General features: G+C 60.6%; 22 protein-coding genes. 9 read left to right on the top strand and 13 right to left on the bottom strand.

Features of this window, described 5'->3' with window-relative positions; all coding sequences use genetic code 11:
• The first annotated feature begins 205 nt into the window (after positions 1-205).
• A complete protein-coding gene (sfnG, locus tag AACY49_RS18565; RefSeq protein ID WP_258700523.1) occupies positions 206-1,306 on the top strand; it encodes a dimethylsulfone monooxygenase SfnG in 1,101 nt (366 codons plus the stop codon).
• Between the two features lie 119 nt (positions 1,307-1,425).
• Here the strand turns inward: sfnG and AACY49_RS18560 are convergent, their stop codons facing one another.
• Both AACY49_RS18560 and AACY49_RS18555 read right to left on the bottom strand, forming a co-directional pair.
• On the bottom strand, positions 1,426-1,902 hold the full coding sequence (locus AACY49_RS18560) for a nuclear transport factor 2 family protein (RefSeq protein ID WP_339525596.1): 477 nt from the start codon (positions 1,900-1,902) through the stop codon (positions 1,426-1,428).
• Between the two features lie 56 nt (positions 1,903-1,958).
• On the bottom strand, positions 1,959-2,522 hold the full coding sequence (locus AACY49_RS18555; protein WP_258700525.1) for a TetR/AcrR family transcriptional regulator: 564 nt from the start codon (positions 2,520-2,522) through the stop codon (positions 1,959-1,961).
• Between the two features lie 216 nt (positions 2,523-2,738).
• Between AACY49_RS18555 and pssA the strand changes: the two genes are divergently transcribed.
• From pssA to AACY49_RS18520, 7 genes are all read left to right on the top strand, one after another.
• A complete protein-coding gene (gene pssA / locus AACY49_RS18550) occupies positions 2,739-4,082 on the top strand; it encodes a CDP-diacylglycerol--serine O-phosphatidyltransferase (protein WP_339525594.1) in 1,344 nt (447 codons plus the stop codon).
• 204 nt (positions 4,083-4,286) lie between these two features.
• Positions 4,287-5,303 carry an AraC family transcriptional regulator gene (locus tag AACY49_RS18545; RefSeq protein ID WP_258700527.1) on the top strand — a complete coding sequence of 339 codons (1,017 nt, stop codon included), beginning with the start codon at positions 4,287-4,289 and terminating at the stop codon, positions 5,301-5,303.
• A gap of 273 nt (positions 5,304-5,576) precedes the next feature.
• Entirely contained in the window at positions 5,577-7,241 is a 1,665-nt protein-coding gene (locus AACY49_RS18540; RefSeq protein ID WP_339525592.1) for an AMP-binding protein, read from the top strand.
• Positions 7,242-7,257: 16 nt separating this feature from the next.
• Positions 7,258-8,019 carry an SDR family NAD(P)-dependent oxidoreductase gene (locus AACY49_RS18535; RefSeq protein ID WP_339525590.1) on the top strand — a complete coding sequence of 254 codons (762 nt, stop codon included), beginning with the start codon at positions 7,258-7,260 and terminating at the stop codon, positions 8,017-8,019.
• Between the two features lie 12 nt (positions 8,020-8,031).
• A complete protein-coding gene (locus AACY49_RS18530; protein WP_339525588.1) occupies positions 8,032-9,231 on the top strand; it encodes an acetyl-CoA C-acyltransferase in 1,200 nt (399 codons plus the stop codon).
• Between the two features lie 136 nt (positions 9,232-9,367).
• Positions 9,368-10,495, top strand: coding sequence for an acyl-CoA dehydrogenase (locus AACY49_RS18525; RefSeq protein WP_258700530.1), 1,128 nt, complete (start codon positions 9,368-9,370; stop codon positions 10,493-10,495).
• A 14-nt stretch (positions 10,496-10,509) separates the two neighbouring features.
• Positions 10,510-11,283: an enoyl-CoA hydratase gene (locus AACY49_RS18520; RefSeq protein ID WP_339525585.1), complete on the top strand. Its 774-nt coding sequence runs from the start codon at positions 10,510-10,512 to the stop codon at positions 11,281-11,283.
• Between the two features lie 56 nt (positions 11,284-11,339).
• Here AACY49_RS18520 and AACY49_RS18515 read toward each other — a convergent pair whose 3' ends face one another.
• The 11 genes from AACY49_RS18515 to argH all read right to left on the bottom strand — a co-directional run bounded on the left by AACY49_RS18515 (position 11,340) and on the right by argH (position 23,581).
• Positions 11,340-12,491 (bottom strand): acyl-CoA dehydrogenase family protein, encoded by a 1,152-nt coding sequence (locus AACY49_RS18515; RefSeq protein WP_258700532.1) that lies wholly within the window; start codon positions 12,489-12,491, stop codon positions 11,340-11,342.
• A 3-nt stretch (positions 12,492-12,494) separates the two neighbouring features.
• Entirely contained in the window at positions 12,495-13,601 is a 1,107-nt protein-coding gene (locus tag AACY49_RS18510; RefSeq protein WP_339525584.1) for an enoyl-CoA hydratase/isomerase family protein, read from the bottom strand.
• Between the two features lie 243 nt (positions 13,602-13,844).
• Complete coding sequence (locus AACY49_RS18505; protein WP_339525583.1) at positions 13,845-14,540, bottom strand: HPP family protein; 696 nt, start codon at positions 14,538-14,540, stop codon at positions 13,845-13,847.
• A 159-nt stretch (positions 14,541-14,699) separates the two neighbouring features.
• On the bottom strand, positions 14,700-15,878 hold the full coding sequence (locus AACY49_RS18500) for an MFS transporter (RefSeq protein ID WP_339525581.1): 1,179 nt from the start codon (positions 15,876-15,878) through the stop codon (positions 14,700-14,702).
• 101 nt (positions 15,879-15,979) lie between these two features.
• Positions 15,980-17,443 (bottom strand): MmgE/PrpD family protein, encoded by a 1,464-nt coding sequence (locus AACY49_RS18495; RefSeq protein ID WP_339525579.1) that lies wholly within the window; start codon positions 17,441-17,443, stop codon positions 15,980-15,982.
• Positions 17,440-18,327 carry a polysaccharide deacetylase family protein gene (locus tag AACY49_RS18490; RefSeq protein ID WP_339525577.1) on the bottom strand — a complete coding sequence of 296 codons (888 nt, stop codon included), beginning with the start codon at positions 18,325-18,327 and terminating at the stop codon, positions 17,440-17,442. The genes AACY49_RS18495 and AACY49_RS18490 overlap by 4 nt, the downstream gene beginning before the upstream one ends.
• Positions 18,320-19,168 (bottom strand): polysaccharide deacetylase family protein, encoded by an 849-nt coding sequence (locus AACY49_RS18485; RefSeq protein WP_258700545.1) that lies wholly within the window; start codon positions 19,166-19,168, stop codon positions 18,320-18,322. Before AACY49_RS18485 ends, AACY49_RS18490 begins: the two co-directional genes overlap by 8 nt.
• A gap of 279 nt (positions 19,169-19,447) precedes the next feature.
• On the bottom strand, positions 19,448-20,272 hold the full coding sequence (locus tag AACY49_RS18480) for an ABC transporter substrate-binding protein (protein ID WP_258700546.1): 825 nt from the start codon (positions 20,270-20,272) through the stop codon (positions 19,448-19,450).
• Between the two features lie 53 nt (positions 20,273-20,325).
• Positions 20,326-21,090: an amino acid ABC transporter ATP-binding protein gene (locus AACY49_RS18475; protein ID WP_223484254.1), complete on the bottom strand. Its 765-nt coding sequence runs from the start codon at positions 21,088-21,090 to the stop codon at positions 20,326-20,328.
• Between the two features lie 11 nt (positions 21,091-21,101).
• Entirely contained in the window at positions 21,102-21,980 is an 879-nt protein-coding gene (locus AACY49_RS18470) for an amino acid ABC transporter permease (protein ID WP_105346141.1), read from the bottom strand.
• A gap of 173 nt (positions 21,981-22,153) precedes the next feature.
• Positions 22,154-23,581, bottom strand: coding sequence for an argininosuccinate lyase (gene argH, locus AACY49_RS18465; RefSeq protein WP_258700547.1), 1,428 nt, complete (start codon positions 23,579-23,581; stop codon positions 22,154-22,156).
• A 339-nt stretch (positions 23,582-23,920) separates the two neighbouring features.
• Here argH and AACY49_RS18460 point away from each other — a divergent pair, with 339 nt between their 5' ends.
• A complete protein-coding gene (locus AACY49_RS18460) occupies positions 23,921-24,886 on the top strand; it encodes a LysR family transcriptional regulator (protein WP_339525570.1) in 966 nt (321 codons plus the stop codon).
• Positions 24,887-24,888: the final 2 nt, after the last annotated feature.

Raw genomic sequence — 24,888 nt, 5'->3', positions numbered from 1 at the left:
CAGTGCATCAGCAAATTGCTTCAGCTACAACCGAATTCCTGTGGGAGCGAGCCTGCTCGCGAAGGGGCCATCAGACTCAGCATGGATGTTGGCTGAGACAGCGCTTTCGCGAGCAGGCTCGCATTTCACTTGGCTTAAGGCGGTCGTGTCACAGCGCTGGCACGGTTGCTGCTCTGGCTAAAGACTTCCCTGAAAACCCGAGGACATGTCAATGAGTCAGCAAGCCGTCAAATTTGCCTACTGGGTGCCGAACGTCAGCGGCGGGCTGGTGGTCAGCAAGATCGAGCAGCGCACCCACTGGGGCATCGACTACAACCGCAAACTGGCGCAACTGGCCGAAGAGGCCGGGTTCGAATATGCCCTGACCCAGATTCGTTTCACTGCCGGTTATGGCGCCGAGTTTCAACACGAATCCGTTGCCTTCAGCCATGCGCTACTGGCCGCGACCAACAAACTGAAAGTCATCGCGGCGATCCTGCCGGGGCCATGGCAGCCGGCGCTGGCGGCCAAGCAACTGGCGACCATCGATCAACTCACCAACGGCCGGGTGGCGGTGAACATTGTCAGCGGCTGGTTCAAGGGCGAGTTTCAAGCCATCGGTGAACACTGGCTGGAGCACGACGAACGTTATCGCCGCTCCGAAGAATTTATTCGCGCGCTCAAGGGTATCTGGACCCAGGACAATTTCACCTTTCGCGGCGACTTCTATCGCTTCGACAACTACAGCCTCAAACCCAAGCCGCTGGGCCAGCCGGAAGTCTTTCAGGGCGGCAGTTCCCGGGCGGCACGGGACATGGCGGCGCGGGTTTCGGACTGGTACTTCACCAACGGCAACACCCCCGAGGGCATCAAGGCCCAGGTCGACGACATTCGCACGAAAGCATCCGCGAATAATCACGCGGTGAAGGTCGGGGTGAATGCTTTCGTCATCGCTCGCGACACCGAAGAAGAAGCACGGGCGGTGCTGGCGCAGATCATCGACCAGGCCGACCCGGAAGCGGTGAATGCCTTTGGCGATGCGGCGAAGCAGGCGGGAAGGGCGTCGCCCGAGGGCGAGGGCAACTGGGCCAAATCGACCTTTGAGGATCTGGTGCAGTACAACGATGGCTTCAAGACCAACCTGATCGGCACACCACAACAGATTGCCGAGCGGATCGTCGCGTTGAAAGCGGTGGGCGTGGATTTGGTGCTGGCGGGGTTTCTGCACTTTCAGGAAGAGGTGGAATACTTCGGGAAGCGGGTGTTGCCACTGGTGCGAGAGCTGGAGGCCAAAGTGGCTATCAAGCATCAGACCGCGGTCGCCTAAACACCATAAGACCTGTGGGAGCCGGGCTTGCCCGCGATGACGGTTTCACATTCAACAAATAAGTCGTCTGTGACATCGCCATCGCGGGCAAGCCCGCTCCCACATGGATCTCGGTGAGGTTACAGGCCCAGGTCGGACAAGCCCGGGTGATCATCCGGCCGACGACCCAGCGGCCAGTGGAACTTGCGGTCGCTTTCCTTGATCGGCATGTCGTTGATGCAGGCATAACGGTTGTACATCAAGCCGTTCTCGTCGAACTCCCAGTTCTCGTTGCCGTAGGAACGGAACCAGTTGCCCGAGTCGTCGTGCCATTCGTAGGCATAACGCACGGCGATCCGGTTGTCGCCATGGGCCCAGAGTTCCTTGATCAGCCGGTAGTCCAGTTCCTTGGCCCATTTGCGGGTCAGGAAAGCTTTGGCTTCTTCGCGGTTGTGGGCGAATTCGGCGCGGTTACGCCACTGGGTGTCCAGGGTGTAGGCCAGGGACACCCGTTCCGGGTTGCGGGAGTTCCAGCCGTCTTCGGCCAGGCGAACTTTCTCGATAGCGGATTCACGGGTAAACGGCGGCAATGGCGGACGAACTTCGGCAGTAGACATATAAAGTCTCCCTATCAAATTAACGTTCAAACACGTTGTCGGGCTTATCAGAAGTGTTACAGGTCCAATAACTTTCGCGCCATGCATTGCGCATTATCGGCGGCACTGTGATCACCCATCACAAGCGCTACGGTAATGGCACCGTCGATCAGGATCAGCAGCTGCTTGGCCAGCGTCTGCGGGTCTGTGGCGCCATGTTCGGTACAGAGCTCGCGCACGTAGTCGAGCAGCTTCTGTTTGTGGTCTTTGGCGACCAGGCGAACCGGGTCTTGCGGGTCGCCGGTTTCGCCGCTGGTGTTGATGAATGCGCAGCCACGAAAGCCCTCTGAGGCGAACCAGGCCTTGAGCACGGTAAACAGGTTGAGGAGCCGCTCGGCCGGGGTTTGCGCCTTGCCGACTTCGCTCCGATACCAGTGCATCCAGCGCACATCACGGCGTTGCAGGGCCGCGACGACAAGCTCCTCCTTGTTGGCGAAGTAGCGGTAAATACTTTTTCTGGAGACGCCGGCGGTTTTCACCAGAAGATCCATGCCGGTGGCAGCGATGCCACTTTTGTAGATCAACTTTTCGGTGACATCCAGAATGATGTCGCGTGTGTCGTTGCTAGTGATTTCGTTCATGCGGCCAACAGTAGAATGATCGTTCTTCTTGGTCAAGAAATTATTTGTGGTGACTGTGAAGTTGCCGTCGCGAGCAGGCTCGTTCCCACATTTGAAATGCATTCCCCTGTGGGAGCGAGCCTGCTCGCGAAGGGGGCTTTACAGACACTAACAAGACCCAAGGCAATCCATGGTGTAAGCTCTCGGGTTCTTCGGATTCGACCTTTTGCGAGCCCTATGCCGTCGCTTTTCAAACGCTCTCTGCTGCCTAAACTGCGCAGTTTTCCGCTGACCGCCGATGCCGTCACCATCCTCTCTGGCGCTGCCGAGTTCCGGCGTTGCCTGCTGGAACAAATCGCTCAGGCAACCCGGCGTATCTACATCGTCGCGCTGTACCTGCAACAGGATGAGGCCGGCCAGGAAATCCTCGATGCCCTGCACGCCGCCAAACTGGCGCGTCCGGAACTGGACGTGGTGGTGGTTGTGGACTGGCTGCGCGCCCAGCGCGGCTTGATCGGCGCCGGCAAGCAGCCGGGCAACTCGGCCTGGTATCAGGAAACCACCCGCACCCACGACAGCGTTGTGCCGGTGTACGGCGTGCCGGTGCAGACCCGCGAGCTGTTCGGTGTGCTGCATTTGAAGGGCTTCGTGATCGACGATTGCGTGATTTACAGCGGCGCGAGCCTGAACAACGTTTACCTGCACAAATTCGACAAGTACCGCTTCGACCGCTATCACCTGTTGCAGAACCAGGCGCTGGCCGATTCCATGCAGCACCTGATTCAGCACGGTCTGATCACTTCCAAAGCGGTACATCGCCTCGACCTGCCGAACCTGCCGACCACCCGCAGCCTGCGCCACGACATCGGCGACCTGCGCAGCCGTCTCAAGCACGCGGCGTATGACACCACGGCGGGCAGCACGGCGAAGGGCGGTTTATCGGTCAGTCCGTTGCTCGGGGTGGGCAAGAACAACCCGTTGAGCCGGGTGATCTGCGAGCTGATCGCCAGTGCGCAGCATCAGCTGACCATCTGCACGCCGTACTTCAACCTGCCGCTGGCGGTGACCCGGGAAATCAATCGGGCCCTGGCGCGGGGCGTGAAGATCGACATCGTCGTCGGTGACAAGACCGCCAACGATTTCTACATTCCGCCCAGCGAGCCGTTCAAGGTGATCGCGGCGCTGCCATACCTGTACGAGATCAGCCTGCGACGCTTCGCCAAACGTCATCAGCGCAGCATCGACAGCGGCAAGCTGAACCTGCATTTATGGAAGGATGGCGACAACACCTATCACCTCAAGGGCATGTGGATCGATCAGCGCTACACCTTGCTGACCGGCAACAACCTCAATCCGCGGGCGTTCCGTCTCGATCTGGAAAACGCGTTGCTGATTGATGATCCGCAGGGCGAGTTGCTGGAGCCGCGTGGCAAAGAGCTGGCGGAGATCTTCCAGCACACCCAGCGCATTGAGCGGTATCAGGATCTGGAGACGCTGCCGGATTATCCGGCGGGGGTGGCCAAGTTCCTCAAGCGCGTGAGTCGGGTGCGGATCGAACGGTTGTTGTATCGGATTTTGTAAGGGGTAACACGGCGGGGCGGGTGTGTTGCCGGTGAGTACGCCTTCGCGAGCAGGCTCGCTCCCACATTGGAACTGTGATCGACATAAATCTTCGCGGGCAAGCCCGCCCCCACAGGATTTAGGCTGCCCACAGGGATCTGCGCCGGGCTGGTGGCTGCGCTAATATGCCCACCACTTAAACAAGAACAAGGCTCGCCACGGTCAATGTCGGAAAAAGACACCATCTCCATTCAACTGGTGCGTGAGGCGCTGTTGCAAAGTTGCGCCCCGGGCGCTGCCACCGAAGAGGTGTTGAACAAGGTCGACATCGATCCGGCGTTGCTGGAAACCAACGACGCCCGTGTTCCAGCCACCGCCTATGCGCGCCTGTGGCGATTGCTGGCGCAGCGCCGGGACGATGAGTTTTTTGGCATGGACCCGCGCAAGCTCAAGTCCGGCAGCCTGGCGTTTCTGTGTCGCTGCTCCATGGTCCAGCCGAGCCTGGCCGCCGGGCTGACCTCGGGGCTGAGCTTTCTGTCGTTGATGCTCGAACGCCTGCCCGCGCAACTGGTTCGGCAGCAAAGCCTGGCGGAAATCGTCCTGTTGGAGGACGACGAAGACCCGCGCCGCGCCTTCACTTATTTCACTTACTGGATGATCGTCCACGGCGTGGCCTGCTGGCTGGCGGGGCGGCGGATTCCGATCCTGGCCATCGAGTTGCGCTGCCCGGCGCCGGATTTTTGCGATGACTATCGGGTGATGTTCTCCGAGAACCTGCGATTCGACCGGCCGCGCACGCGGATGATTTTCTCGGCCGACTGCCTGGATTTGCCAATCAAGCGCAGCGCCGAAGAGCTCAAGCGCTTCCTCGCCCATGCGCCGGCCAATATCCTCGTCAAGTATCGTGATCCGGAGAGCCTGGCCAGCCGGATCAAGCACGATCTGCGGCAACTGCCCGCCGAGCACTGGCCGGAAACCGAGGCGCTGGCGCAGCAACTGTGCATGTCGGCCTCGACCCTGCGTCGACGCCTGGCCGAAGAAGGGCAGACGTATCAGGGGCTCAAGGACAGCGTGCGCAAGGAACTGGCCATCGTCTGGCTGGCCGAGCCGGCCATCAGCTTTGCTGAAATCGCTACACGTTTGGGGTTTGCCGATGCCAGCTCGTTCTACAAGGCGTTTCGCAAGTGGTCGGGGTCTAATCCGGGACATTATCGGAGTTTGATTCTTAACGAACCCAGTTGATCCGGATTCTGTGGTGCCTGGTCTGGTGCCTTCGCGGGCAAGCCAGCTCCCACAGTGATATGCGGTGACCATAAATGTCGTACACGCCGTAAAACCTGTGGGAGCGGGCTTGCCCGCGATGGCGGTCATCCGGGCGCCGCATCCTTCAGCCCTTGGCCAAACCAGTCACACAACTTGATAGCTTTGACCATTGTCCCGTTCCCCGCGCAGAGCGAGTATTTCCCAGTTATTTACGGTTCCCCAACCTAATAAAAATACACAGGGACTCTGGCAATGCGCGATTATTTGTCTGCCACGTCACAGTTCAATTATCAGCACGCCGTCGATGCCGCGCTCACGGGGTCGTTGAGCGCGCTCAACGCCTGCGTCGAATGTTGCGACCGGCATGCCTTGCCGGGGCGCATCGCGCTGTTCTGGGAAGGCCGCGACGGCGCCAGCGCGACCTACACCTTCAGCGACTTGCAGGACAAAGCCGCGCGCTTCGCCAATTTCCTGTTGGCCCAGGGCGTGAAGAAGGGCGATAAAGTCGCCGGCCTCCTGCCACGCAATATCGAATTGCTGATCACCGTGTTCGCCACCTGGCGCATCGGCGCGGTCTATCAGCCGCTGTTTACAGCCTTCGGCCCGAAAGCCATCGAACATCGCCTCAACAGTTCCGGCGCCGCAGTCGTAGTAACCGACGCGGTCAATCGCCCGAAACTCGCTGAAGTAGCTGACTGCCCGACCATCGTCACCGTTGGCGGCCCGAAAGGCCAAGGTATTGTTCGGGGTGATTTCAGTTTCTGGGCCGAACTGGCCAATTATTCTTCCGAGTGCGAACCGGTATTGCTGACCGGTGAAGACCCGTTTCTGCTGATGTTTACCTCGGGCACCACCGGCCCGTCGAAAGCGCTGTCGGTGCCGCTCAAGGCCATTGTCGCGTTCCAGAGTTACACCCGCGACGCGGTGGATTTGCGCCCTGAAGACGCGTTCTGGAACGTCGCCGATCCGGGCTGGGCCTATGGCATTTATTTCGGCGTCACCGGCCCGATGTCGATGGGGCATCCAATCACCTTTTACGATGGCCCGTTCACCCTCGAAAGCACTTGCCGGGTGATCAACAAATACGGGATCACCAACCTCACCGGTTCACCGACCGCCTACCGTTTGCTGATTGCCGGTGGCGACGATTTCGCCCGTTCGATCAAGGGCAAGTTGCGCATCGTCAGCAGTGCCGGCGAGCCGCTGAACCCGGAAGTGATTCGCTGGTTCGCCGATAACCTCGGCGTGGTGATTCATGACCATTACGGCCAGACCGAACTGGGCATGGTCCTGTGCAATCACCACGGTCTCGACCATCCGGTGCACGTCGGCGCCGCCGGTTTTGCCTCGCCGGGCCACCGCATCGTGGTGCTCGACGAGGAATACAAAGAACTGGGCGTCGGCCAGCCGGGCATTCTGGCCATCGACCGTACCCAATCGCCGATGTGCTGGTTCAGCGGTTACGAAGGTGCGCCGACCAAGGCCTTCGTCGGCAACTATTACCTGAGCGGCGACACCGTGGAATGGAACCCGGACGGCAGCATCAGCTTCGTCGGCCGCAGCGACGACGTGATCACCACCTCTGGCTACCGCGTCGGCCCGTTCGACGTGGAAAGCGCACTGATCGAACACCCGGCGGTGGTCGAAGCCGCGGTAATCGGCAAACCCGACCCGGAGCGCACCGAGCTGGTGAAAGCCTTTGTCGTGCTCAGCCCGCAATACCGCGCTGAGCCTGCGTTGGCCGAAGAGCTGCGCCAACACGTGCGCAAGCGTCTGGCGGCGCACGCTTACCCCCGCGAAATCGAATTTGTCAGCGAATTGCCGAAAACCCCAAGCGGCAAATTGCAGCGCTTTATCTTGCGCAACCAGGAAATCGCCAAGGCTCAAGAGGCCAGCGCGAAGAACGTTTCAGCTTGAATCCAAGGAAACAATGATGCAGATCGAAAACAAGATTTTTCTCGTCACCGGCGGTGCATCCGGCCTCGGTGCCGCCACTGCGGAAATGCTGGTGGCGGCTGGCGCCAAGGTGATGCTGGTGGACATGAACGCCGAAGCCGTCGCGGCCCAGGCTGCACGTCTCGGCGCGCAAAGCGTGGTGGCGGATATCAGCAACGAAGCAGCAGCCGAAGCGGCGGTGCAGGCGACGGTCAAAGCGTTTGGCGGCCTCAATGGTCTGGTCAATTGCGCCGGCATCGTCCGTGGCGAGAAGATCCTCGGCAAGAACGGCCCCCATGGGTTGGCCAGTTTCAGCCAGGTGATCAACGTCAACCTGATCGGCAGTTTCAACATGCTGCGCCTGGCGGCGGCGGCGATTGCCGAAACCGAAGCCGATGAAGACGGCGAGCGCGGCGTGATCATCAACACCGCGTCGGTCGCGGCCTTCGACGGCCAGATCGGCCAGGCCGCGTACTCGGCCTCGAAAGGCGCGATTGCCAGCCTGACCTTGCCCGCCGCCCGTGAACTGGCACGCTTCGGCATTCGCGTGATGACCATCGCACCGGGCATTTTCGAAACCCCGATGATGGCCGGCATGACACCGCAAGTGCGCGAGTCTTTGGCCGCTGGCGTGCCGTTTCCACAGCGATTGGGCAAGCCGAGCGAGTACGCCGCGCTGGCCAGGCATATCATAGAAAACAGCATGCTCAACGGCGAGGTGATCCGTCTCGACGGTGCCTTGCGCATGGCCGCCAAATAAGGAGTATTTGTCATGACACTGTCCAACGATCCGATTGTTATTGTCAGCGCCGTCCGCACCCCGATGGGCGGTTTCCAGGGCGAACTGAAAAGCCTGACCGCGCCGCAACTGGGCGCCGCCGCGATTCGTGCTGCCGTCGAGCGCGCCGGTATCGCCCCTGAGTCCGTAGAAGAAGTGTTGTTCGGCTGCGTGCTCTCCGCCGGCCTCGGTCAGGCCCCGGCGCGGCAAGCGGCACTGGGCGCCGGGCTGGATAAATCGACCCGTTGCACGACGCTGAACAAAATGTGCGGCTCGGGCATGGAAGCCACGATCCTGGCCCACGACATGCTGATCGCCGGCAGTGCCGATGTGGTGGTCGCTGGCGGCATGGAAAGCATGTCCAACGCCCCGTATCTGCTGGACCGTGCCCGCAGCGGTTACCGCATGGGCCACGGCCGGGTGCTCGATCACATGTTCCTTGACGGTCTGGAAGATGCCTACGACAAGGGCCGCCTGATGGGCACCTTTGCCGAGGATTGCGCTGAAACCAACGGCTTCAGCCGCGAAGCTCAGGACGCCTTTGCCATCGCCTCGACCACCCGCGCGCAGCAGGCGATCAAGGACGGCAGCTTCACGGCCGAGATCGTGCCGCTCACCGTGACCGTCGGCAAAGAGCAGGTGCTGATCAGTCACGACGAACAGCCACCGAAAGCCAAGCTGGACAAAATCGCCTCGCTGAAACCAGCGTTCCGCGACGGCGGCACCGTGACGGCGGCGAACTCCAGCTCGATCTCGGACGGCGCGGCGGCACTGGTGCTGATGCGTCGTTCCGAAGCCGAAAAACAAGGCCTGAAACCGCTGGCGGTGATTCACGGCCACGCCGCGTTTGCCGACACACCGGGGCTGTTCCCGGTGGCACCGGTGGGCGCGATCAAGAAGTTGATGAAAAAAACCGGCTGGTCCCTGGACGAAGTCGAGTTGTTCGAAGTCAACGAAGCCTTCGCGGTGGTGAGTCTGGTGACCATGACCAAACTGGAAATCCCCCACGAGAAGATCAACGTCCACGGCGGTGCCTGCGCTTTGGGTCACCCGATCGGTGCTTCTGGCGCGCGGATCCTCGTGACCTTGCTCTCGGCCCTGCGCCAGAAAGGCTTGAAGCGCGGCGTTGCAGCGATCTGCATTGGCGGCGGTGAAGCCACGGCCATGGCTGTGGAGTGCCTGTACCAGGGCTAACGCCAATCCCTGTGGGAGCGGGCTTGCCCGCGATGGCGGTTTCCTAGTCGGCAAGGATGTCGTCTGACAGATCGCTATCGCGGGCAAGCCCGCTCCCACAGGTCTTGCGTTTCAACTCGATTTTTAAGGACTTGGCATGATTCCCAATGACGAACAACTTCAGATCAGCGACGCGGCCCGGCAGTTTGCCCAGGAACGGCTGAAACCGTTCGCCGCCGAATGGGACCGTGAACATCGCTTCCCCAAGGAAGCCATCAGCGAGATGGCCGACCTGGGTTTCTTCGGCATGCTGGTGCCGGAGCAGTGGGGCGGTTGTGACACCGGTTATCTGGCCTACGCCATGGCCCTGGAAGAAATCGCTGCCGGCGATGGCGCCTGCTCGACCATCATGAGCGTGCACAACTCGGTGGGTTGCGTGCCGATCCTCAAGTTCGGCAACGACGACCAGAAAGAACGCTTCCTCAAACCGCTGGCCAGCGGCGCGATGCTCGGTGCGTTTGCGCTGACCGAACCGCAAGCCGGCTCCGACGCCAGCAGCCTGAAAACCCGCGCCCGGCTGGACGGCGATCACTATGTACTCAACGGCTGCAAGCAGTTCATCACCTCCGGGCAAAACGCCGGGGTGGTGATTGTGTTTGCGGTGACCGACCCGACTGCCGGCAAACGCGGGATCACCGCGCTGATCGTGCCCACCGATTCGCCGGGCTATAAAGTCGCGCGGGTCGAAGACAAGCTTGGCCAACATGCTTCCGATACCTGCCAGATCCTCTTCGAGGATGTGAAAGTCCCGGTGGCCAATCGACTGGGTGAGGAGGGCGAAGGCTACAAGATCGCCCTGGCCAACCTCGAAGGCGGCCGCGTCGGCATTGCCTCGCAATCGGTGGGCATGGCCCGCGCCGCGTTCGAAGCGGCCCGCGACTACGCCCGTGAGCGCGAGAGCTTCGGCAAGCCGATCATCGAACACCAGGCGGTAGCCTTCCGCCTGGCAGACATGGCCACCCAGATCGCCGTGGCCCGGCAGATGGTGCATTACGCGGCGGCATTGCGCGACAGCGGCAAGCCGGCGCTGGTCGAAGCGTCTATGGCCAAGCTGTTCGCTTCGGAAATGGCCGAAAAGGTCTGCTCCTCGGCGTTGCAAACCCTTGGCGGTTACGGTTACCTGAACGACTTCCCGCTGGAGCGGATCTACCGCGACGTGCGGGTGTGTCAGATCTACGAAGGCACCAGCGACATTCAGCGCATGGTCATTTCGCGCAATCTTTGAGAAGGAATCCACCTATGAACTACGAAACGATTTTGCTGGAAACCCACGGCCGCGTCGGGCTGATCACCCTCAACCGTCCGCAAGCGCTGAACGCGTTGAATGCCCAACTCGTCAGCGAACTGAACCACGCCCTCGATGGCCTGGAAGCCGATTCGAACATCGGTTGCATCGTGCTGACTGGCTCGAAAAAGGCCTTCGCCGCCGGTGCCGACATCAAGGAAATGGCCGAGCTGACCTACCCGCAGATCTACCTCGATGACCTGTTCAGCGACAGCGATCGCGTGGCCAACCGCCGCAAGCCGATCATCGCCGCAGTCAACGGTTTTGCCTTGGGCGGTGGTTGTGAACTGGCGTTGATGTGCGACTTCATTCTGGCGGGCGACAATGCCAAATTCGGTCAGCCGGAAATCAACCTCGGCGTACTGCCTGGCATGGGCGGCACCCAGCGCCTGACCCGTGCAGTGGGCAAGGCCAAGGCCATGGAAATGTGCCTGAGCGGGCGTTTGATTGATGCAGTGGAAGCGGAGCGTTGCGGCATTGTGGCGCGCATCGTGCCGGCGGATGAGCTATTGGAAGAAGCATTGAAAGTCGCGACGCTGATTGCCAAGAAGTCGCTGCCGATTGCGATGATGATCAAGGAAAGCGTCAACCGCGCCTTTGAAGTCAGCCTGTCGGAAGGCGTGCGCTTTGAACGTCGGGTGTTCCATTCGGCGTTTGCGACGCAGGATCAAAAGGAAGGGATGGCGGCGTTTATTGCCAAGCGTGAGGCGGAGTTCGTCGGCAAGTAACCCACACTGATCGTTCCCACGCTCTGCGTGGGAACGATCATGTCTGCGGCGACGCTCTAGACCAGGTAGTGCTTGAGCTCCCGGGCAATCACCATCCGCTGTATCTCGCTCGACCCTTCATAAATCTGCGTGATCCGCGCATCCCGGTAGTAACGCTCCACCGGGTAATCCTCCAGATACCCGTACCCGCCATGAATCTGTATCGCCGACGAGCAGACCTTCTCGGCCATCTCGGATGCAAACAGCTTGGCCTGTGAAGCCTCCGACAGGCACGGCTTGCCGGCACTGCGCAAGCGCGCGGCGTGCAGGATCAGCAAGCGCGCGGCGTTCAACCGGGTGTGCATGTCGGCCAGCATGTTGGCGATGCTTTGGTGCTCGATGATCGGCTTGTCGAACTGCACCCGATCCCGCGCGTAGGCCAGCGCCGCTTCGAATGCTGCCCGGGCGATGCCCAAGGCTTGCGCGGCGATGCCGATGCGGCCGCCTTCGAGGTTGGAGAGGGCGATGGCCAGGCCTTTGCCGCGTTCACCCAGCAAATTCGCCTCGGGAATCGTGCAATTGTTCAGGGTGACGGCGCAGGTATCGGAAGCGCGGATGCCCATCTTGTGTTCACTGCGGTCGACGATGAACCCCGCTGTTTCGGTCGGCACCAGGAACGCCGAGATGCCGCGTTTGCCCAGCTCCGGATCGGTCACGGCGAAAACGATCGCCAGTTTCGCCCGTTTGCCATTGCTGACGAATTGCTTGGCGCCGTTGATCACCCACTGGCCGTCGCGCAGTTCGGCGCGAGTGCGCAGGTTATGGGCTTCGGAACCGGCCTGGGGTTCGGTGAGACAGAAGCAACCGATGGCCTGGCCGCTGGCAAGGTCCGGCAGCCATTGCTGTTTCTGTTCTTCGGTGCCGTAATTGAGCACCGGCCCGCAGCCCACGGAGTTGTGGATACTCATCAGTGCGCCAGTGGCGCCATCACCGGCGGAAATCTCTTCCACTGCCAGCGCATAGGCCACGTAGTCGACGTAGGTGCCGCCCCATTCCTCGGGCACCACCATGCCCAGCAGACCCAGTTCACCCATCTTCGCCACCAGACCGTCATCGATCCAGCCAGCCTTTTCCCAGGCCTGTGCATGGGGCGCGATTTCGCCGCGGGCAAAATCCCGGGCCATGTCGCGGATCATCACTTGCTCTTCGCTCAATTCGATATCGTGCATGGTTCAGCTCCAGCTTGGGTCGAACCCGGTGAAAAAACTCGCTACGTGCTCGGCGTCCAGCGCCTGCAAGGTCGGCGGGTTCCAGCGCGGGTTCTTGTCTTTGTCGATCAGCAAGGCGCGCACGCCTTCGATCAGGTCGCCGCGTTCGAACCACTGGCGATCCAGGTGCAGTTCGAGGGCGAAGCACTGTTCCAGGCTCAGGTGCCGACCGCGCCGCAGCATTGCCAGGGTCACGCCCATGGCCAGCGGTGAACGGCTTTCCAGCAAGTCGGCGGTGGCCATGGCCCACTCATGGCTATCGGCGACGGTCACTGCACGCAGTTGTTCCACCATACTCGGCACATCGGGCAGGGCGAAGAAGTGATCGATAGCCGGGCGCAACGCAATTAATGGCGCATCGGGCAGTTGTTGCACGGCGAGTTTCGCCAGCACACCTTGAAGATCCTTGAGCGGCGTGTTGTGCCATTCGAGGTGATCGAGTTGCTCGTCCAGCGTGCCCAGTTTTTCGCTTTCCAGGTACCAGTCAGCGAGGCCGCAATAGAGCGCATCGGCGGCGCGAATCTGTACGCCAGTGACGCCGAGATAAATACCCAGCTCACCGGGAACGCGTGGCAGGAAGTGGCTGCCACCGACATCCGGGAAATAACCGATGGCCACTTCCGGCATCGCCAGACGGCTGCGCTCGGTGACCACCCGCAAATCGGCGCCTTGCACCAGCCCCATGCCACCGCCCAGCACAAAGCCGTCCATCAAGGCCAGGACCGGTTTGCGATAGTGATGGATGGCAAGGTCGAGGGCGTATTCCTCGACGAAGAAGTCTTCGTGCAGGGTGTCGCCGCTTTTGAAACTGTCGTACAGCGAGCGAATATCGCCGCCGGCACAGAACGCTTTCTCACCGGCACCGCGCAACACCACCGCGCGCACTTGCGGATCTTGTGCCCAGGCATCGAGCTGCTGTTGCAGGCTGCGAACCATCTTCAGGGTAATGGCGTTGAGGCCGGCGGGGCGATTGAGGGTGAGGTGACCGATGTGATTGCGAACCTCGGCCAACACTTCGTTTTGCGTGGCATCCATGGGCTGTGTTGTCGGGGATGAAACCTGAGCAGTCATCACTAACTCCCTGCTTTTATTGTTCTTTATAGAGAAGCTCGCGCGCGAGCGATGCTGGATCGTATCAGTGCAAATTTGTGATGTACAACCGGGATACGTGCAGGTGCTGCTTGCATTTTTACCTTAACGTAAAATCAAAAGATCGCAGCCTTCGGCAGCGCCTACATTGACCGCGTTCGCGTATGAACACCGATCACGCAGGAGCCACCGAAGGCTGCGATCGTTTGATCTTTCTTTTGATCTTCAACCCTTGCTGGAAAACACATCCCCGATGCTGCGCCGCTTGGCATGCAACTCACTGGCATGAATCAGTTGTTCGAGGTCTTCGGGGGTGACGTCGTAGAACGCTTCCATGTCGGTGAGGGCCAGTTTCAGATCCGCGGCAGTGATCGCCTGGCTGGCGGGGACGGGCATCATCGGCACCGGCTCAGCGGGACGTTTTGGGTAACGAATGCGCGTCAGGTTGTTGTACGCCAGTGCGCTGAACAGCATCGTCGAGCCACTGAGCATCACCGGGCCGAGGGCTTTCCAATCCAGGGCAATGGTCGCCGGGTCCGCCAGCACCAACAGCAATGCCAGCGCTCCGGCCGGCGGGTGCAGGCAACGCAGCCAGCACATCAGAATCAGCGACATGCCCGCCGCCAGGCAGGCGCTGCCGAGGGTGCGTCCGAGCACGTGAGCGACCAGCAACGAGACCACCCCGGCGCTCAAATAGCCGCCAAGTATCGACCAAGGCTGGGCGAGGGCGCCCGAGGACACAGCAAACAGCAATACTGCGGATGCACCCAGCGGACCGATCAGGTGCTGCGCCACTTCCATGCCAAATACCTGACTGCAGAGCCAGACGCTGAACATCGTTCCCAGCGACATGCCGATAGCGGCGCGGCTCCATTCTGAAGGACGGGTATTGATGGCGGCAGGTAACCAGCGAGCGAACATGAGGCAAACGATCCGTAGAAAAATCGAGGCAAAAAAAAAGGCTTAGCTGGGAGACCCAGAAAGCCCTTGAAGTAGTTCCAACTATTGGGGGAGGAACGCCGCACAGTGTGCCGATCATTCCAGATACTGACAAATTCATATTAATGCAGTTTCAGTGCATTATTTTTGCAGTATGGCCACCCGCCGACCACTCATGAAGCAGAGGAAACCGCCCATCGCCGTCAACGCACTCAGCGCATAGAACATGGTGGGCGCAGGCGTGTGCATCAGCAGGAAGCCGCAGATCACCGGGCTCAGCGCACCGCCGAGGGCCGCGAGGTTCTGCGCGCCGTAGTAGCTGCCACGCAGTTCTTCCGGGGCCAGGGTGTCGACGAAGAGGAACTCGGCCGGGTAAATGATCATTTCACCGAGAGTGAAAATGAACATCGCCACGCACCAACTCACGAGGCTGTCGGCCAGGCTGAAACCGATCAACCCGAGGATGAACAGGCTGGTGCCACCGGCAATCCAGTAACGCAGTTGTTCACGTTTGAGGAACCGGCCGATCTGGTATTGCAGCAAGATCACGCTGATGGCGTTGCAGGCGAGCAGGGCGGCCATGGTTTCCAGCGCTCGCTTGGAATCGTGGGTCACCAGCAGGTATTGCGACAGGTACAGGGTAAAACGACCGTGCACCACGGTGCTGAGCAGGCAGCCGCAGGTGAACATGATCAGTGTGCGGTCGTTCTTCAGGGTGATCAGGGTTTTGAGAAAGCTCTGGGGCTGGCCAATGGCGGGTGTCTGGGCCGGGTCTTTGGGAATCCCGCTCATCAGGAAAATACTGAAGAAGGCGATGCCACCGGCAATCAGGAACGGCGCCAGCGGCTGCACCCCGGCGATCACCACACCGAGCATGGGACCGGTGGCGTAGCCGATGTTGGTCAGGGTGTAGCGCAGCGAAAAGGCCTTGGCGCGCTGACCCACGGGCAGGTTTTCGCTGAGAATCGCCTTGGACCCGATCAGGAACAGCGCCGAGGCGGTTTCGGTGATCACCAGGGTGGCGGTGGTCAGGTACAGGTTTTGAGCGAACGTCAGCAACACGAAGCCGATGGCGCTGGAGAGCATGGCCAGGATCAGCAGTCGACGCTTTTCAAGGCGGTCGATAATGTAACCGCCGTAAAGGGCGAGCAGGGTGGCGATGAACACCGCGATGCCCAGCAGCAGGCCGACGTCCTGTTGGTTGAGGCCGAGTTTGTTGCTCAGAAACAGGGTGAGCAACGGGCTGGTAATGGCGCGGCTGACGACGATGGTCAGCGAAACGATCATCAAGCGGCGAATGACGAGGGAGTAAGTGGCCACGGTGGGGCAAATGTCCTTATTCAGATTCTGTGGTATCGACGCGATACCGAGTTGCTGCCAATCGCGGGCAAGCCCGCTCCCACAGGCTTTGTGTCGAGCATTTAATCGTGGCTCGACGTGAACCTTGTAGGAGCGAGGCTTGCCCGCGAAGAGGCCCGCACAGACATCGCAACATTCAAGTCTGCCACCGATTCAAGCGCTTCCAGCCGCCACAACTGCGCAAGCAATTCTTGCACTTGCTGTCGCGGCATCACCCGCCCCGCCAGGCTGAAAAACTTCTCCTCCAGCGCCTCATCGCTCAGCGGATTCCCCGGCGCACCCAACGGCACCTCAACACACAAACTAGCGTGCCGACCATCCACGGTCTGAACGCTGACCACAGGCTCGCCATCCTCCGACAGTCGCGGGTCGACTTCAAGGCGAATGCGCGACATCCAGTGTGCAATCCGCGGGTGGTGGCGCTGTTCGTCGTCGTAGGCCTCCAACCGGCAATGACCATGGACCAACCGGGCCGCGAGGGCATAAGGCAAGCTCATCTGCGCCGCCGCCAGGCCGTTGATGTCCTGACCGCCACACATGTCTTGCAGGAATCCGCACAACGAAACCTCAACGCCCTCGACCTGATCCGCGCAGACCTGCAATTGATTCAGCAACAGGCCCAATGCATCGATCGCCGAATGCGTTCCCCGACATGCCGCGTAGGGTTTGAGCGAGCAGCGGGCGAGTTTCCAGACCTGCCCCAGTTCGGCATCCAACGCCTCAGGCACGGCGGTATCCGCCGCTAGGGTCTTGAGAAAACCGCCCCAGACATCATCGAACAATTTGGTCGGCCCGGTGATGCCTTGTTGAGCAAACCGCGCCGCCAGCAATCCACCTTCGGCGGCCCGACCGCTGTGGAGTTTTTTGCTTTGCGAGCCGTCATGAATGAAGGCCCAAAGACCGCCACTGAAGCTACCGGCGATGCCCAGGGCCGCCAGGGTTTGCTGTGCATCCAGCCCCAGAATTCGCGCACTGGCCGCTGCCGCACCAAACACCCCGCACGTCGCCGTGGAGTGCCAACCGGCGCCGTTATGGGCCGAGTAACTGCCGCAGGCTTCGAGCACCCGACGGCCGATTTCGTAGCCGATCACTATCGCGGTGATCAACTCGCGGCCACTTACCGGTGTTTCAGAAACCGATAGCTCAGACATCGACACAGCGGCCATCACCGCCGGCAGCACCACTGCGCCGGAGTGGTCGCAGCCGCCGGTGTCGTCCAGTTCCAGGGCATGCGCGGCGATGCCGTTGAGCATGGCGGCCTGCGCCGCGCCGACCCGCTGATCAGTGCCCCAGATCAGCGTGCTGCCGGCTTCACCCTTGAAGACCTGACGCGCTTGTTTCGCCACGTCGCTGTCAGCCCCGGCCAGCGCCGCGCCGAAGGTGTCGATAATGTGCCGCCTGGCTTGTGCGACCAACGCGGGTGGTAAATCTTCAAAGCGAGTATCGACGCAAAACTGCGCCAGCCGCTCCATCCGCATCACCCCATCGTAGGCGCTGCCGAAGGCTGCGGTCTCTTGATCTTTCATACGCCGTAATCCCGATAATGACGTTCGTACACCGCCGCCGGGTGATCCTCGCTCACGGGCGCTGCCGACTCGGCCCACCATTGAGCGACCTCGGCCCCGGTGGCGATCCAGACGTCGTCGTGCTGTTGAATGCTCTGCAGCAATTCCCGCAACACGCCGATCCGTCCCGGCGTGGCGATGATTTCCGGGTGCAGCCGCAGTACGTAACACAGCCCGAACCGATGAAACCCGGCGAAGTCCATCTGCAGGTTGCCCAAGGTGTGGCTGTAGGAGGCGATGCGCGATTGCGCAGGCGGCACCGCCGGGCTGAGGTTAAAGGCGAAGTAGGGTTCGTCTTCCAGTTCGTAGTGCAACGGCAGCTCGATCACGTCGCATGCCGTCGGGTGAGCGAAGGGCAAATCATCGCCGCGCCATGACGAGGACCAGCGAATGCCGTGATCGCGCAACGCCTCGATGAAGCCCGGCGCACCGTTGCCGGCGGGGATGCGAAAGCCTGTCGGACGTTGACCGGTCAGCGCGCTCAAGGCCGAGCAGCCCTTGGCGACTTCGGCGCTTTGCTCGGCCAGCGTCAGGTTGTCGTAGTGCTGATGGCGATACCCGGCGCAGGCAATTTCATGCCCGCCGGCCAGGATCGCCCGGATGTGCTCCGGGTTTTCCTCGGCGACGATGCCGGGAATGAACCAACTGCTGGAAACGCCCAGGGCTTCGAACAATCCGAGCAAACGCTCCACACCGCGTTGCGTGCCGTAGCGCCACACCGATAAGGTCTTGTCGCGCCCGGTGACTTCCGGGGCCTGGGTGAGAATGCCGTGGATGTCGTTGTAATCGACGGTCAGCACCACGGCACAGCGGTAGCCGTCAGGCCAGGCAGTGGAATCAGCCATGATGATGCTCCTTCAGCCACCAGTGGGCGACGTCGCGGCAGGTGGCGAACCAGACGTCGTCGCGTTGGCGCATGTGTTCGAAGAGTTTTTCCAGCAACAGGATGCGTCCCGGTTTGCCGGTGATCTTGGGGTGGAACAGGGTGGTCAGGCACAGCCCTTCATCCATGGCGCCGTCGAACTCGCGGCACCAGTTGTCGAGGGTCAGCGCGTAGCTGGCCGTGCGGTCGAGCCCCGAGGGAAAGTCTGGCGCGCGGGTGTAGGCGAGGGAGGCGTAGTCGTCCATTTCCCAGCGACCGGGGATTTCCACCAACGGCGTGTCGAAACCCGGCACTTTCACCAGGTACGGCCGGTCGTCGCCGCGCATGCTGCTGGAATAGGTCACGCCGGCTTCCACCAGCATGGCCGGGGTTTCGGCTCGCCAGTCGCCGGATGGCGTGCGAAAACCTTCGGCGCGGATGTTCAGGTATTTCCAGAACACCTCGCGGGATTTGTTCATCACGTCCTTCTGCTGCTCCAGCGTCAGGGCGTAAAAGGATTCGTGTTTGTAGCCGTGGTACGCCACCTCATGCCCGCGCTCGACAATCGCCTGGCACTGTTTCGGCCAGTTTTCCACGACCCAGGCCGGAACGAAAAACGTGGTCGGGATCCGGAACTCATCCAGCACGTCGAGAATCCGCGGCAGCGCCCGATAGGGGCCATAACCACCAAAACCGAAATACTCGGGCTTGCGCCAGATCGAGCCGTTGAGCATCGCATCGCCGGTCGGGCCATCAAGGTCGAAGGCCAGGGCGAGGCAGGCTGTGTGCTGATCCGGCCAGGTCGGTTGTAGCGAGGAGGACATGTGGTGCTCCAACTATTTATAAGTAAACGCCAGACCCTGTGGGAGCGAGCTTGCTCGCGATGAGGCCGGTACATTCAACATGCGTGTCGCCTGACAGACCGCTATCGCGGGCAAGCCCGCTCCCACAGGTTTTTCGGTTGGCCACAAAATTGTGATCGACCCGGGTTCAGTGTGGGAGCGAGCCTGCTCGCGATGAGGGCGGTGCATTCAACATCTATGTCATCTGACAGACCGCTATCGCGAGCAGGCTCGCTCCCACAAAGGCATCACACCGATCCATTATTTCCCGGCGTTAATGGTCACGGTCTTGATCGCGCCCAGTTCCAGGTCCCACTTCTTCAGGATCGCCTGGTAGCTGCCGTCATCGACCATGCTCTGCAACGCGACTTTCACCGCTTCACTCAGCTCAGGCTTTTTCTTGCTCACGCCCAACCCGGTGAACTGCTTGGAAATCGGCAGGCCCACGGTTTTGTACATGTCCTTTTCCTGGGTCTTGAGGTACGGCAGGGTTTCGCTGCCCTGCATGGCCGCGTCGATGCGGCTCTGGCGCAGCTGTGCGCGGGCGTCGGCCGAGCCTTCGGTGCCGATCACGTTGATCGCAGGCTTGCCGGCGGCTTCGCAGTTGGCCTTGCTCCACGCGGCGATTTCCGCCGGGAAGGTCGTACGTCGGCTGGTGCCGACTTTCTTGCCACACAGGTCGATGATCTCGTTCGTTTCCTTGTTTTTCTGCAAGGTGTAGAACTGCGGACCGCTGGTGAAGTAGTCAACGAAGGTCACACTGGCCTGACGCTCGGCGGTGTCGGTCATGCCCGACATCACCATGTCCACGCGGTCGGTGGTCAGCGCGTTGATCATTTGCTCGAAGCCGGTTTCCTGCCATTTAATCTTCACGCCCAGACGTTCAGCCAAGGCGTTGCCCAGGTCATAGTCGAGCCCTGTAAGGGTGTTGGTGGCCGGGTCCTTGAAATCCATCGGCGGGTAGTTCGGCATGATTGCCACAACGACCTCGCCTTTGTCCTTGATGCTGGCCGGTAGCTCGGCGGCCCAAGTGAAACTGGAAGCCATAACGCCTGCGAGTACTGCGGGGATAACAAAATTCTTCATGGTCGTTCTCTTATGAGTGTTGTGAGGTCCGCTCTTGGTTTACGAGCCAGGGCCTAGGTTCGAACGGCAGAAATGAAGCTTTGGGTGCGTGGGTTTTGCGGACTTATTAGTATTTCTTCGGGGCTTCCAGCCTCCACGATCTGCCCGCCGTCCATGAACACCATGCGGTTGGACACCTCGCGAGCGAAGCCCAGTTCATGGGTGACGACGATCATGGTCATGCCGGTCTGCGCCAGATCTCGCATTACCGACAGCACCTCACCGACCAGTTCCGGGTCGAGTGCCGAAGTGGGTTCATCGAACAGCATCAGCTTGGGTCGCATGGCCAGCGCGCGGGCAATCGCCACCCGTTGTTGCTGGCCGCCCGACAGCTCGATCGGGTAGCTGTTGCGCTTGTCGGCCAGGCCGACGCGCGCCAGCAATTCCAAGGCTTCTTCGTGCGCTTCTTTGGGCGAACGCTTGAGCACCTGGCACGGCCCTTCGATGATGTTTTGCAGCACGGTCATGTGCGGGAACAGGTTGAAACGCTGGAACACCATGCCAGTGGCCAGGCGCTGACGGGCGATCTGCGACTCGTTGAGCTCGTGCAGCTTGTTGCCGGCGATGCGGTAACCCACCAGTTCGCCGTCGACCCACAGGCCGCCCTTGTCGATCTTTTCCAACTGATTCACGCAGCGCAGCAGGGTGCTTTTGCCGGAGCCGGACGGGCCGATGATGCACAGCACTTCGCCTTGCTCGACCTCGATGTTGATGTCCTTGAGCGCGTGGAAATGGTCGTAATACTTGTTCAGGCTCACGGCCTTGACGATGCTTCTCATGTGGGGGCTCCTCAAGAACGCTTGCCGGCGCCGCGAGCGAAACGACGCTCCAGACGGCTTTGACCAAAGGACAGGACGGTGACGGTGGCCAGGTACCAGATACCGGCGACGATCAGCAACTCCATCACGCGGGCGTTGGCGTAGTAGATGTTCTGGGCGTTGTAGAGCAGTTCCGAGTACTGGATGACACTCGCCAGGGACGTCATTTTCACCATGCCGATGAACTCGTTACCCACCGGCGGAATGATGATCCGCATGGCCTGGGGCAAGATGATCCGGCGCAGCGCTTGCAGGCGCGGCATGCCGATCGACTTGGCGGCTTCGTACTGCCCGGTGTCCACCGAGAGCAGACCGGCGCGCACCACTTCGGCGGTGTAGGCGCCCTGGTTGATGCTCAAGCCGAGGAGGGCGGCCACGAACGGCGTCATCAGGCTCACGGTGTCCATTTCGAACAGGCCGGGGATGCCGATGGTGGGGAAGATCAGCGCCAGGTTGAACCACAGCAGCAGCTGTAGGATCAACGGCGTACCGCGGAACAGCCAGGTGTAGGTCAATGCCACATAGCGCAGGATCGGGTTGGCCGACATGCGCATGATTGCCGTGATCACCCCGAAGACAATACCCAACGCCATCGCCAGCACTGCCATGACGATGGTGTTGAGCAGGCCCCACATAATTGCCTGTGAGGTCAGGAATTGGCCGATGTACGACCACTCGATCTTGCCTTCGGCGAAGGCCCGCACCAATCCTATGATCGCGATGACTATTACAGTGGCGAAAAAAATCCGTCCGTAGTAACGCCGTGGCACATGCTGGTACTGGGTGATATCGAACTGGTTTTCCGCCAGTTTGCGCTCCGCCTGGAGTCGTTCTGCCTGAGTCTGGCTCATGTTGTTTCTCCGTACGCCGCGCTCAATCAAGACGGCGTTTATGGTTTTTCAGGTTAAGCGCAATCCCTGTGGGAGCGAGCCTGCTCGCGATGGGGGCGGGTCAGTCAACATGGATGTTGAATGTAATACCGCAATCGCGAGTAGGCTCGCTCCCACAAGTTTTGCGCTCTGACTTAAAGACGGAAGCCCTGATAGTTCTCGGTCCACTGCTGCTGGGCGGCGAGGGCAGTCTTCAAACGGCCGATCTGCTCGCGCACCTGTTGCGGCGCGGTACCACCCCAGCCACTGCGGGCGGCGATAGCGGCTTCGAGGGTCAGGCTGTCACGCACTTCAGGCTTGAGGCGCGGATCGATCTCGGCCAGCAGCGCCGGGGACGCTTCCCACAATTCGATGTCATGCTTCTCGCAGGCCTGGACCAATGCGCCGGTGATTTCGTGAGCTTCCTTGAACGGCACGCCGCGCACCGCCAGCCAGTCGGCCACTTCGGTGGCGAGGGTGAAGCCCAACGGTGCCTGACGACGCAGCTCTTCAACGTTGACCTTCATGGTCGCAACCATCCCGGCCATGGCCGGCAGCACCAGCAGCAGGGTGTCGACGCTGTCGAGCACACCGTTTTTGTCTTCGCTGAGGTCACGGTTGTAGGACAGCGGCAGGGATTTGAGGGTCGACAGCAGACCGGTCAGGTTACCGATCAGGCGGCCGGCCTTGCCTCGGGCCAGTTCGGCGATGTCCGGGTTTTTCTTCTGCGGCATGATCGAACTGCCAGTGGCGTAGGCATCGTCCAGTGCGACCCAGCGAAACTGCCGCGACGACCACAGGCAGAATTCTTCGGCGAGGCGAGAAATGTTGATCCCGAGCATGCTGGCGATAAACAGGAATTCGGCAACGTGATCGCGGCTGGCCACAGCGTCGATGGAGTTTTCGCAAACACCGCTGTAACCCATTTCCTTGGCCGATTGCTGCGGCAGGCGAGCGATGGCGGAGCCGGCCATGGCCGCTGCACCGAGTGGCGACAGCGAGGTGCGCACATCCCAGTCCACCAATCGCTGCACATCGCGCAGCATCGATTGGGCGTGGGCCAGCAAGTGATGAGCGAAGACGATCGGCTGGGCCTGTTGCAGGTGAGTGAAGCCCGGGCAGATGCTTTCGACGTGTTGCTCGGCCTGCTCCACCAGTGCCTGCTGCAAGGCCAGCACTTCAACGGCCAAAGTACGGACGTGATCACGCAGGAACAGCCGCAGGTCGTTGGCGGTCTGGTCGTTGCGCGAACGGCCGGCGCGCAGCTTGCCGCCCAGTGCGCCGAGGCGTTCGGTCAGCAGGCGCTCGATGAAGGTGTGGACGTCTTCGTCGTCCAGCGTCGGCGCGATGCTGCCAGCACGGAAGTCATCACCGATGCGTTCCAGAGCGTCGAGCATGGTCTGGGTTTCCTGCTCGCTCAACAGCCCTGCGCGCTGCAATTCCCGGGCATGCGCCTTGGAGCCGGCGAGGTCGTACGGGGTGAGGCGAAAGTAGCGCTCGGGGCAACGGGACAGGGCCGCGAGAGCTTCGGAAGGGCCGCTCTTGAAGCGGGCACCCCAGAGACGGTCGGTGGTTTGAGACATTGTTGTTTTCCTCGTCATTGCTCGGAAGTTAAAAAATCGGGTGTCAGGCCAAAGAGCTTTGCCAGCAAGCCGGATCGCCGCACCGATCGCGCCTACAGGTCGAAAAGATTCAACCGGGCGTGGTTAGGCCAAAGCAGTTTTCAAGAGGGCAGTTACGAAGTGGCGAGAGCTGATCGAGGTGTCAGCTTTTAATAGTTCGAAATCAGTGAGTTGGCACTGATCTGTTGAATTTATTAACGGTTGCCAAGCCTTGTTTTCTGTGTTCATTATTATTGGTCGGCTATGTTTTTGTTGTTGGACACAGATTGTTGAATAGGGCACCTGAGGTAAATAAGCATTATGGAAACCCCACTTTCCAATTCTGGAAACCCGCCGCCAAAAACGGTACATCGGGCACCACTGGCCCTCAGCGGTCTGGACTTCAAACTGCTCAAAGTGTTCAAGGCCGTGGTCGAGGCCGGTGGTTTCAGTGCCGCCCAGAACGAACTGAATGTGGGCCTGGCGGCCATCAGCAAACAGATTTCCGACCTTGAAATCCGCATCGGCATGCGGCTGTGTACTCGAGGCCGAGAGGGGTTTCATCTGACCGAAGAAGGGCGTCTGGTGTATCAGGCCTCGATTGATTTATTTGCCTCGGTCGACAACTTTCGTGATCGGCTTAGTTCGGCGCAGAACGAACTTATTGGCGATCTTGGGGTAGGCGTTATTGACAATACGATCACAGATTCAAGCTCGCCGTTAGTTGCTGCGCTTAGAAAAATAAATGAAGAATCACCGAAAGTAAGATTTCAACTTCAGGCGTCTCAATTAGATGAGGTGGAAAGAGGCGTCGTCGAGGGACGGTTAGTGGCCGGGATCGTGCCGGTTTATCAGAAAAGAGAGGAGTTCGATTACTTCCCGCTCTATGAAGAGCGCTCGTACGTGTATTGCGCCGTCGGCCATCCTCTGTTCTCAATGCCAGAGGCGGACATGGGCGGCAATGTGCTGGAGGATTACGAGTGCATCAACCACCGCTACGCGATCCATCGGGACAAACTGAATTTTGCCCGCTACGACAGCTTTTTGGCCTCGGCGACTCAAGTGGAAGCCGTGGCGCTGCTGGTCAAGACCGGCCGTTTCGTGGGTTTTCTGCCCGAGCATTACGCCGCAACCCTGGTGGCCCAAGGACAGTTTCGGGCGGTGCGGCCGGACCTGATCAACATCGTCACGCCGTTCAATCTGATCCTGCGCCACAACACCGTGCGCAGTCCGCTGGTGAAGGCGTTTGCCCAGGCGTTGGGGGTGGATTTGAAGGCGCCGGCTTGAGG

Origin of the sequence: Pseudomonas sp. EL_65y_Pfl2_R96 (assembly GCF_963970905.1) — a bacterium.
Lineage (GTDB): Bacteria > Pseudomonadota > Gammaproteobacteria > Pseudomonadales > Pseudomonadaceae > Aquipseudomonas.
The sequence above is the reverse complement of the archived record's forward strand: the minus strand, read 5'-3'. Positions and strand labels throughout refer to the sequence as shown.